Raw genomic sequence first — 10,460 nt, 5'->3', positions numbered from 1 at the left:
CGCACACGACCGCGTGCGTCCCGTTTCAAAATCGTGATTTGGTTGTCCATAACGTGGGACATCCCTGACTCCCCACGCGCCCCGTTCCAACCGCGTTCCTATGGGCGTTACGGTGACGCTTACGGTCCATGCGCCGCACCAGCGCCTGCGGTGAGCTGATCTGGAGTTCGAGTTTGGGCTGGTCTGGGTCACTCATACGCGAGTTTTTGTTTATGGCGTACCGCGCCTATCTGGATGGAACTAGAGCCGCGTAGAGAGAGAGATTCAACTCCTCAACGAGTTTAGCGGGTGGCATCATGGGCAGCTTGAAGAATTGAAAGGGCATGACTGTGAAAAATGATTTTGTCGCTGCGCGAGGATTGCCCTGCGTTCGCCGGTCGGTCGTGCCTCCCGCTCTCTACGGGCAGCGACGCTTCGCGTCTAGGCTGGAACTGAGGCGACCCGGAAACCGATGCCGCTGCGGCGATCGTCCGGGTCACCCCAGAGGCGAAAGCCTGCCGTGCAGTAGGCGGCGCCACTGATCCACGAGCCGCCGCGAAACACGCGGTTGTCCTCACACCACTCCCAGACATTGCCGTGCATGTCGTAGAGGCCCCAGGCGTTGGGCGGGTAACTGCCAACTACGGTGGTCCGCTCCAAATAGGCGCCCTTGATCTCGGTGCCGTAGGGCCTGGTTCCATCACAGTTCGCTGCTGTGCCATTGAGCGAACTGCCAAAGTGGAACGGCGTGGTGGTCCCCGCACGGCAGGCATATTCCCAGTGCGCCTCGGTGGGCAGGGCATAGCGGTAGCCACTGGGCAGACTTTCCTGTGCATTGAGTTTGTCGCAGAACTCCACAGCATCGTTCCAGCTCACATTTTCAACCGGCAGATCCTTGCTACCTTTGAAGTGGCTCGGGTTGTTGCCCATCAGCGCCTGCCACTGCCCTTGAGTCACGGGTGTCCCAGCCATCCAGAATCCTTTGCTGATCTGTATCTGGACTTGGGGTTCATCCTTCTCCGGACTGCCCATAAGGAACTCCCCCGGAGGGCACCAGAGCATCTTCATGCCGAGGCTGTTGGTGATGCTGGCAGGCACCAGGGCGTGTGCGGCACCCGCCTCGGCTATCAAACGTTTCACCAGTTCCAACTGTTTGTCCATGCGCCGCACCAGCGCCTGCGGCGAGCTGATCTGGAGTTCAAGTTTGGGCTGGTTTGGTTCACTCATGGCTCTGATCCCTCAACGGCATCAGCCAGTCGTTCGATTTCTTGGTCGAGCTTCTCGGCCTGGGTTTGGAAGTAGGCATCCCAGTCGGGGTGCTGCGACATGACGCGGCAGGCGGCGGACTGCTGCACCGCCGCCAGCTCAGCGCGAGCTTTTTCCAACGCGGCACGCACGGCCTTAACGCGGGCCTGGAGGCTGGCCTTTTGATCTGCCGCCGTGGCCTTGTCCGACGCGGTGAAGATGCCTGCCTCTGCCTGCGTGCCGATCTGCTGCACCCGCGCCAAGTCCCCTTTCTCATAAGCCTCGCTCAAGTCACGAAACATGGCTGCAGCGGCGGCTTGGTGCTCTGGCGGCACAACATCTGGGTGGCACTTCTTTGAAGCCTTGCGGAACAGGCGCTTCAACTCCTGTTGTTCGTCTTCGGACAGCTCCCATTTGGTGCGGGCGTCCTCTTGATCGCGCGTAGCGCTTTCCTGTTGGAAGTTATCGTAGTCTTGCTTAGCCTGCTCGAAGTCCGCGGTTTTCGCTGGGTTTTCAGCGGCTTCGCGCTCGCGGAGTTGCACACGCAGTCGCAATAACCTCGCCAATCGGGCGCCTAGGGCCTGATGATGCGCCGCATGAAAACGGGCGATCTTGTGGGTAAGCTCTGCCTGCTCTGACTCTGCCTCCGCAAGCTCTGAGGATAACCGCTCCAGCTCAGCCTCCAGCAGCGTGATTTCAGAATCAGTCCAACGCACCAGTCTTGGGCCCTCGGTAAGCATGGTGGTAATGATCTTACCCGCATCCGCATAGCGGTGTGTGTCGAAACACTCAATGATCTGCGCAACACTCCCAACCTCTCGATGCGCCTGAAGTCTGACAGCAGCAGATGAGGCCAGTTCAATATCGCCAAGATCAAGCAATGCCTTCAGGGCTTGCAGACGAGAGATGAGCTCCGAAGGAAGTGTCATTAATCGTTGATTGGCGGCGGATTGATAATTGCTTAGATGGCTAGCTAGGACTGAAAATGATGATTACTGTTCTCACTATAGATCTACAAGCTCCGCTCTCCACTCTTTCTGGATCACTTTTACTGACGGAGGCCACTCGAACCATTTGAGTGCGGATTCTTAGATAACAAGAATCGCATGAGGCTAGTGATAAATTAACACCATTCAAATATATCGAAATCAACGTTTTAATAGTGATTGTAAATCACGAATACTAAAGTTACCAAGCACGCTCAACGCATTCTTGGTCACCCTCGGCGAGAGCTCAGATCGGTTACCTGGCAAGATCATCGTGGGGGCGCCCGGCTTCTTTAGTTTAAGATGTGATCCCTTGCCTCCATCTTTTACAAGGTACCCTGCTTTCATATAGAGATCAATCATATCACTAGTGGAACAGGTCCTGACCGGAGCGACGGGTTTGATCGGCAATCGTGACTTAGTTCCAGCAGGAATCACAGTCCAAATGTTGGAGTTCACTGTGAAGAAGCTCTGCAACATGCGTGGCGCCATGGCCCATTCCTCGATTGGCTGCGCCGGGGTGAGGCTGATTTCCTTCACTTGCGCTTGAAGAACTTTTTCGCCCTCATCGAACTCTGGCTTCGTCAGGTAATTGCTGGCCATTCGGTAGCCAGGAGGATCAAGGGGATACTGCCACTTCAAGTAAGCCCTAGTCGCCTTGACAACGTCAGATGTAATCCAAGATGCGTAAGGTTGAGTATCCAGCCGTTTGTAACAGTCAGCATTGGCCAACGCTTCTTCAAGTTGGTCATCCGTGCCTTTCGTTCCAGCGTAGATCAACTTATGATATGGAAGAAATGCGGACTTCCTTTGAATGACGTGCAGTCGGAACCCAAAGCACTCCACTTTGTGGTGGTATTGCTCATGAAGAAAATACAAATATGTGGCTGCTCGATAGAGGGCTTTAAGCAAATCCTCAGAAACTTCCGACCCTTTAACAAACCGAGCGATCATGAGCGCCGTGCGTTTCACACAATCTTCTCGGATGAAGATACCCCAGTCATGACCAAAGAAATGAATTGGTTGATACCAAGCGTTTATATCCCAGTTCGTCTCTAGATTGGTTTTCTCCTGCGGCTCAATACCTAGGACATTAGTCAGCTCTGTGAGCTCCTGCTGCAAATTGGGCAAGTCCCATCTGTTGCTGTTTACAAAGTCCTTATTGGCTGATGCCTTGCGACCAGTAGGCGGAAAAAGCTGATCCCAATCGATTTGATGAACATCCTGCTCATGGTCGAACGTGGGCCAAGTAGATTCTCCGAGTTCGAGAGCGTGGTTCTTGATCAAATAATCAACGGCTTGGTCAATAGTCGGCATGGGATTTTGAATATGTCGATTTAATGATCTCTATTAGAGTAAAGATATCTAATGCGAATCAGAGCGCGTGCTAATGCCCTGTCAATCAAGTAAGGCGGGCTTGGAGTGCACGGAGAGAAGAAAATGCATAATATGAGCAAAACAAAGAAGATGCCATAGAGTATTGGCATTCTTTATATTCAAGCGGAACGCCCACTGCATTTTAGTCTTTTAGCCCTGCAAAATGGTGATCAAAACGGTGCGACAACGGAAGCCACGGTGACGAGGCAAGGATCCATGAACGATCCCCTTTGCAAGTATCACACCTTCCTCTTCATCAACGGTGCCCGCGTTGGCGACAACACCACGTTCGCCGACTGGTATGCGGATGACGCCGCTGCCATCAGCGATGCCCGCAGTTATTTCACTGCCGAAGGCTACCACGTCGAATCCATCACGGCCAGCCATGGCGAAGTGAGGGCAGCGAACCACTTCCTACCCGCCCTGCAGGGCAAGATTCTCACCGTGCATCTCACCACTCAACCCTAAACCGCTACCACCATGCCTACAAGAACCGACCCTGAAATCGAACTGCCACCCGATGCCGCCACCGCCGATGATCATCGCAACCCGCGCCGCCGCAGGAGGGATCGCGATGCTGAGGAACCCACACCCGATGTGGGAATGCTCGTGCAAGCTGAGCCGCGCCACGACCTCGACAAGCTGATCCTGCATGCGGAAGTGAAGACGGACATCCTGGCCGGTCTGCGGGCGTTGGAGATCCGAGCCGACCTCGACCGCATCTGGAACCTGAGCAGCATCCAGCCGCAGCAGGGCCGCTGCATCCTCAACTTCTACGGTCAACCGGGCACCGGCAAGACACGCGCAGCCCTGGGCATTGCGCTACGGCTGGGCAAGCCGCTCTATCAGGTGGACTACAGCGCGGTGATCTCGAAATACCTCGGTGACACCGCCAAGCACATCAAAGCCGCGTTCCAAGCCGCGCGTGAGCACGGCGCCATCCTGTTCTTCGACGAGGCGGACAGCCTGCTTTCCAAGCGCGTATCCACCGGCGAATCCTGCTCAACCTCCATCAACCAGAACCGCAACTGCCTGATGCAGGAATTGGATCGGTTCGATGGCGTGGTGATCGTCACGACGAACTTGTTCGAGAACTACGACCCCGCGCTGCTGCGCCGCATCCAGCGCCACATCAAATTCCGGATGCCATGTGCCTCCATGCGCCGGGAGTTGTTCGCCCTCCATCTACCCAACCCAGATCGGGTGGAGGCTGATTACGCGGTTCTCGCGGAGCTATCCAAGGGTCTCAGCGGCGGGGACATACTGAATGTGTGTGTGAATGCGATTCATGTGGGGAGCACGGATGCGGATCCGGCGAAGTGGGAGATCACGCAGGGGATGCTGGAGAAGGAAATCGCCAAGGTGAAGAAGGCGAAGGCGGAGCACTCAGGGGAGAAGGGGAGGAACCGGAGGATGATTGGGTTTTGTGAAAGGTGATGTGAGCTCGTTTGCAGTCTCTTTCATCACGACGACTCGCGGATGCGCTCGGCGTAGTCATAGACGTCGTGGTTGTCCGGCGCGGTGGGCATGGTGGTTCATCCAACGAACTGACTGCGCTTTTTCTGTGATGCGTGAGCCTACGCCACGATCTCCTTTAGCACTCCCGTGCTGTCGCCGTGGCGCTCGGCGTTGATGCCGATGCCGTGGAGCATGGTGAGCCACGCGTTGCACAGCGGCGTGTCTTTGGGCGCGACGATGTTCTGGCCGAGTTTCAGGCCGGCACCGCGACCCGTGATGATGGTGGGGCAGTTCGAGAGTTCGTGGCCCGTGCGGATGTTGCTCCCGTAGGCGAGGGTGATGTTGTCGAAGAGCGTGCTGCCGTCGGATTCCTTCGTGGCTTTGAGTTTGTCGAGGAAGCCGGCAAGGAGTTCGCTTTGCGCGATGTCGCGGCGCTGGGATGCATCGAGTTTTTCACCGAGCGTGGTGTGGTAGTGGCTCATGTCGTGGATGAAGACTTTGATGCCGAGGCTGGTGAGCAGACTCGCGACGGGTTGGCGATAGGTGAGCACGCGGGTGCTGTCGGTCTGCATGGCGGCGATCATGATGTCATACATGAGCGCGATCTCGCTGCGTCCGGCGAGGCCGGGCTTGGGCTCGGGGAGCGGGGCCTTGGGCTGCGGGACGCCGATCCATTGCTCGTCTTTGCCCAGGCGCGTCTCGATGTCGCGGATGGACTGGAAGTATTCGTCGAGCTTGGCGGTGTCAGTTTTGCCGAGGCCGCGCTGGAGTGACCTGGCGCTGTCGAGCATGGCATCCAGCACGCTGCGCTTTTGCGCGAGCATGGCTTTCTGCTGCGCGATGGGAGTGGTGTCTTTGGCAAAGAGACGATGATACGCGGCGATGGGGCCTTTGAGTCCGGCGATGGGTTTGCCGCTGACGTCCCACGCCATCGAGAGACCGGGACCGTGACCGGACATCTCGGCTCTTTCGCTGTCGTCGAGCTGCAGCGAGGCAAAGCGGGTCTCCAGTCCGAGCTTGGCGGCGGCCACTTGATCGGCGCTGATGCTATTGCTGAAGCTTTGCCCCGGCTGCGCGTAACGGTTCGCGCCGGTCAGCCACATGGTGCTGCCCCAATGGCCTTCGTTGCTGTATTTGTTCCAAAGTCCCTGCACGACACTGAAGTCCTTCTGGTGCCGCGCGAGCGGCGCGAGGCCGACGGGCAAGGTGTAGTCAGTGCCAGGCGTTTTGATGTCTGGATACCAAGTGTTCTCCGTGACGCCGTAGCCGAAGCTGAGGAAGATCATGCGCTTCGGCGGTGTAGCAGGAGCCGCCGCGGAGGCGAAGCGGCGGAAGCCGAGCGACTCGAGCACGGGCAGTGCGATGAGAGCGGTGCTGGATTGGAGAAAGTGACGTCGGTTTTTCATGGTGCTATTAGGTGCAATATTTATTTGGTGCGAAATTCTTTGCTTTCGACCAAGGCGCGGACAAACGCCCGCGCCCCGGTCTTTTCCTTCTTCGCGGCGGCGAGCATCTCGGCGATGAGCGGCTCGTCGCGGAAGCCGACCGGTCTGCCGAGCGCATACTCGATGAGCGCTTCACTGAAGCCTTTGGCGAAGTTGTCGGACTTGCTAGCGATGATGTCGCGCAGCTCGAAGTAGTCCTTGAAGGCGGGGCCTTTGTGAAGTTGCGCGGTGGATTCGATGGTCCAGGTTTTCTTGGCGTTTGACACAGGTTTACCGGCATTGTCCATGACTTGATACGTGTCCTGCGTGCGCCATCCGCCGGCGGCGTCGAAGTTCTCCAGACCAAAGCCGATGGGGTCGATCTTGCGATGGCAGCTCGCGCACTGCGCGTCCTCCTGATGCGCTTGCAGGCGCTCCTTGGTGGTGAGCACTTTGCCGGCCAGGCGGGTGATTTGCGGGACATTCGCGGGCGCGGGGGGCGGCGGATCGTGGAGGAGTTTGCGCAGCACCCACGCGCCGCGTTCGACCGGGCTGGTGCGCTCGCCGTTGCCGCCCATCGCCATCACGGCGGCCATGCCGAGCAGCCCGCCTCGCGGCGAGTCTTTCGGCAGGCTGACTTTTTCAAACGCATCCCCCGTGACGCCTTCGATGCCGTAGTAGTGCGCCATGACGCTGTTGATGACGGCGTAGTCGGACTTCAACAAATCGCGCAACGGCGCGTCGTGCCGAAGGAGATGCTCGAAAGTGGCATACACTTCGTTGCGCGAGGCGAGCTTCGTGCTCGCGTCGAATCGCGGGAACAGCGTGCGGTTGAACTCGAAGAAATCGAGCCGGTCGAGCCCCAGCCATTGATGCACAAAGGGCCGCGTGAAGTCTTTCGAGCGCGGGTCATCGAGCAGGCGATTCGTCTGTGCTGCGAGCACCACGGGCTTGATTAAATCACTGGTTTTCGCGAGTCCGCGCAGCTCCGCATCCGGTGGTGCGCCCCAGAGGAAATACGAGAGCCGCGTGGCGAGTTCTTCGCCCGTCAGCGCCCGGCGTTTTTCATCTGCGGACGGCTCGGCGAGATAGAGGAACTGCGGCGCGGCCAGCACGACGGAAAGCACGCTCTTCAGCGCTGCGCTGTGCTTGTCACCGGCCTTGGTGCTCACCTCATAGAGTGCGAGCAGGCGGTCCACGAAACTCACCTGCGGTGCGCTGCCTCGAAAGGCCTCGGTGCAAAAGCGCTCAAGCGCCGCGCGCAACTCGGCGGGTGGCGGCGTGGCCTGATCATCGAGCGGAATGCCCAGCGCCGCGATGGCCCGCGCCTTGCCAGCGCGTGAGTTTGGAAGGCGCACGAGTTCCATCCAATCCACCCACAGCGAGAGTTCCGGGCCGATGCCGTTTTTCGCTTTGGCAGCGCCAAACTTCGCCCGTGTCTGCGTGAAGTGATCGAGAGTGCCTTTCTCGCGGATGAAGAGGGTGCGGTTCGCGCGCTCGGCATGCTGGCGTGTGAGCGTGAGCGGAATCTCGATGATCTGCGGGGCCTCCATCGTGCCGGTGATGTGGTGCGTGCTCAACACCTGGCCATTGCGCGGGTCGATGCCAAACTCGATGAACCTCCGCTCCGCCGGTGCCTTCTCCACCGCCGCAATGCGCAGGCGCACGACGTAATCGCCCACCAGTGACTTCCAGGCGAAAGGCAGGAAAAGGGTGAGGTTGTCGTTGGGCAGTTCAAGGCCGCCCGCGATGGTCAGGTAGGCCCCCTTGTCGAGATTCGGCTGCTTCAGGTAATACTCGTGATAGGGCCGCATGTAGCCCGACCCTGCCTTTGCTTCATAGCCGAGGGCGCGGTTCGCCTTGTCAGCGTTGTTCTCAACGGTCTTAAAGCCAAAGTCCTCCGGCGCGGGCGCGCCTTGGAGCTTCGCCCACGAGCGGCGGAAGATGTCATCGGTCTTTGATTCCTTGCTGAGTGAGGCGACGACAGCGGCATTCTCCGGCTTGGTCGACGCCTCTTCCACCGCCTGCGCCCACTTCTTCGCACGCTCCAGCGCATCGAGATTCTCGGCGTATTTCTGCTGGATGACCTTTAGCGAATCCTCCGCCTCATAGTGCAGCTTCTGCTCCACGCCCGCCGCCGCCTGCCATTCAAAGGCCTCGTCCAGCGCGTCGCGCCCGAGTGCCTGATACTGCTCCACCTGATTGCCCGACATGAAAAGATCCGCCCCCACTGTGTCGAAACCACCATTGCCCGTGTCCGCCGGCAACTCCGCAACATTGATCTCTACGCCCAGCAGCTCGCGCAGCGTGTTCTTGTATTCGCGCCGATTCAGCCGCCGCATGGTGATGACGCCGTTTTGATCACTTAGCGTTCGCCGCGCCGCGACCATGACATTCGATAGATCATCCAGCAGATCCGCCTTCGTCGCATTTGCCGGTTGTTTCTCATCCTCCGGCGGCATCTCGCCCGAGTTCATCGCATTGAGCACCTTCTGCCACTTCTCCGCCGTCTCGATGTCCGTGATGGTGAAAGACAAATCATCAATGCGGAACTTGCCCTTCTGCTTCTCCGCGCCGTGGCAGGAGACGCAATGCTCTTTGAACAAGGCGCGGTGCTTTTCCGGCATGACGACACGCGGCGCTTCCTCGGCGGCAGCGATGGTGAACCACAGAGGCACGAGGGACACAGAAGACAGGAGGATTTGAAAAGGGGATGGCATTTTGGAGATGAAAACGGTTCGCAAACTTCTAATCAGCGGTGAAGCCGTGGCGCTCATCGGAAGGCGGAGATTTTGATGTTGTCCACGAGCACGCCTTTGGCCCCATCGCCGAAGCCGATCTGCGGCGGGCGTTTGGGCTTGCTGGCGAGATTGCATTTGCCGCGTAGCGACTGGCCATTGCTCAGTTGAACGGCCACCTCGCCGTTGCGCACTTCGATCATGAGGCGATACCACTGGCCCGGCGCGAAGGTCGCCACGTGTTTGCCGACGGTGGTGCGCGGGGCGTTGTCGGTGATTTGCCAATAGCCCATTTTGGTTGGGTCTTTGGGGCGGCCAAACTGGATGAAAAACTCGGGGGGCACACCGTGCTCGGTCTTGCCGGGCTTGGTGAATTGGAAGTTGAACTGCTGCCCGTCATCCCAGCGAAAGTCGGCTTCCAAAATGAAGTCGCCGAGCGGCGCCCGCTCTTTGCCATAAATGAAGGCGATGCCTGGATGCGTCACCTCAGGTCGCTTCAGCAAGCGCACGGCACCCTCGGCGATTTCGGAATTCGCCGCAGCGATGACCTCCAGCGGTTTGGCATTCGGCCCATCGAAGGCTTCGGTGAAAACGACGTCGCCGCGCTCGCCGAGCAGCGGTTTGATTTCAGGCAAAGGCTCAGCGGCATGGAGCGCTGGGAAAAGTAGGGAGAGGAAGAATGTGAGAGTAAGCTTCATGGTGTCTGGTGTGTTTCAATATTTCGTGCTCACATCAACTTTCACGCTGAAGTCCGGAGCGACGGTGGCATTGACGCGGTAGTATGACGCGCTTTCGAAATAGCAGTCCGGCGTAGCGGTGAAGTGTTTGCCGCCGGCGTCAAACTCCAGACGCAGGCTCGACTCACCGGAGGGTATGACTCCGACTGTCGCCTTCTCAGCCGGAGCAATGGTGGCGATGGACTCGGAAAAGCCGGAACCGGAAATGATGACGTTTGTCAACGGAGCGGACGAATGATTGCTCACCATCAACTGAGGCTGTCGCGAACAACCCGAGAGGAAAGCGGTGACTGGCACGAGCAGGAGAGCGGCGAGGAGTATAAGGGTGTGTTTCATCGTGAGCTTACTTGGATGTGGCGTTCTTGGCTGGGGCGGGTTTGGCGGGCTTTGGGAACTTCGGTTCGAGTCCGAGCTTTCGGCAGTCGGCATCCACTTCATTGCTCCAGGCCGCGTAGAGCTTCTTCAGTTGCGCGAGCTTTGCGGGCTGTTCGGTGGCAAGATCGTGCTGCTCGCTGA

At 58.4% G+C, this 10,460-nt stretch carries 9 protein-coding genes; 2 read left to right on the top strand and 7 right to left on the bottom strand.

What is annotated here, in order from left to right; genetic code table 11:
- Positions 1 to 420: 420 nt before the first annotated feature.
- The 3 genes from AC6FTP_RS23280 to AC6FTP_RS23270 form a co-directional block, all read right to left on the bottom strand.
- Positions 421 to 1,206, bottom strand: coding sequence for a formylglycine-generating enzyme family protein (locus tag AC6FTP_RS23280; protein WP_497209299.1), 786 nt, complete (start codon positions 1,204 to 1,206; stop codon positions 421 to 423).
- Complete coding sequence (locus AC6FTP_RS23275) at positions 1,203 to 2,105, bottom strand: J domain-containing protein (RefSeq protein WP_497209298.1); 903 nt, start codon at positions 2,103 to 2,105, stop codon at positions 1,203 to 1,205. Before AC6FTP_RS23275 ends, AC6FTP_RS23280 begins: the two co-directional genes overlap by 4 nt.
- 267 nt (positions 2,106 to 2,372) lie before the next feature.
- Positions 2,373 to 3,527 (bottom strand): hypothetical protein, encoded by a 1,155-nt coding sequence (locus AC6FTP_RS23270; protein WP_497209297.1) that lies wholly within the window; start codon positions 3,525 to 3,527, stop codon positions 2,373 to 2,375.
- 276 nt (positions 3,528 to 3,803) lie between these two features.
- Between AC6FTP_RS23270 and AC6FTP_RS23265 the strand changes: the two genes are divergently transcribed.
- Entirely contained in the window at positions 3,804 to 4,055 is a 252-nt protein-coding gene (locus tag AC6FTP_RS23265) for a hypothetical protein (RefSeq protein ID WP_497209296.1), read from the top strand.
- Between the two features lie 12 nt (positions 4,056 to 4,067).
- Positions 4,068 to 5,024: an ATP-binding protein gene (locus tag AC6FTP_RS23260; RefSeq protein WP_497209295.1), complete on the top strand. Its 957-nt coding sequence runs from the start codon at positions 4,068 to 4,070 to the stop codon at positions 5,022 to 5,024.
- 140 nt (positions 5,025 to 5,164) lie between these two features.
- Here the strand turns inward: AC6FTP_RS23260 and AC6FTP_RS23255 are convergent, their stop codons facing one another.
- The 4 genes from AC6FTP_RS23255 to AC6FTP_RS23240 are packed head-to-tail and all read right to left on the bottom strand — an operon-like array spanning position 5,165 to position 10,280.
- Positions 5,165 to 6,451: a DUF1552 domain-containing protein gene (locus AC6FTP_RS23255; protein ID WP_497209294.1), complete on the bottom strand. Its 1,287-nt coding sequence runs from the start codon at positions 6,449 to 6,451 to the stop codon at positions 5,165 to 5,167.
- A 20-nt stretch (positions 6,452 to 6,471) separates the two neighbouring features.
- Positions 6,472 to 9,189 carry a DUF1592 domain-containing protein gene (locus tag AC6FTP_RS23250; RefSeq protein ID WP_497209293.1) on the bottom strand — a complete coding sequence of 906 codons (2,718 nt, stop codon included), beginning with the start codon at positions 9,187 to 9,189 and terminating at the stop codon, positions 6,472 to 6,474.
- A 53-nt stretch (positions 9,190 to 9,242) separates the two neighbouring features.
- Positions 9,243 to 9,905 carry a 3-keto-alpha-glucoside-1,2-lyase-like domain-containing protein gene (locus tag AC6FTP_RS23245; RefSeq protein ID WP_497209292.1) on the bottom strand — a complete coding sequence of 221 codons (663 nt, stop codon included), beginning with the start codon at positions 9,903 to 9,905 and terminating at the stop codon, positions 9,243 to 9,245.
- Between the two features lie 15 nt (positions 9,906 to 9,920).
- Complete coding sequence (locus AC6FTP_RS23240; RefSeq protein ID WP_497209291.1) at positions 9,921 to 10,280, bottom strand: hypothetical protein; 360 nt, start codon at positions 10,278 to 10,280, stop codon at positions 9,921 to 9,923.
- Positions 10,281 to 10,460 lie beyond the last annotated feature (180 nt).

Source organism: Prosthecobacter sp. (assembly GCF_044378005.1).
In the GTDB taxonomy this organism is placed as follows: domain Bacteria; phylum Verrucomicrobiota; class Verrucomicrobiia; order Verrucomicrobiales; family Verrucomicrobiaceae; genus Prosthecobacter.
This window is presented reverse-complemented; position numbering and strand designations above follow the sequence as displayed.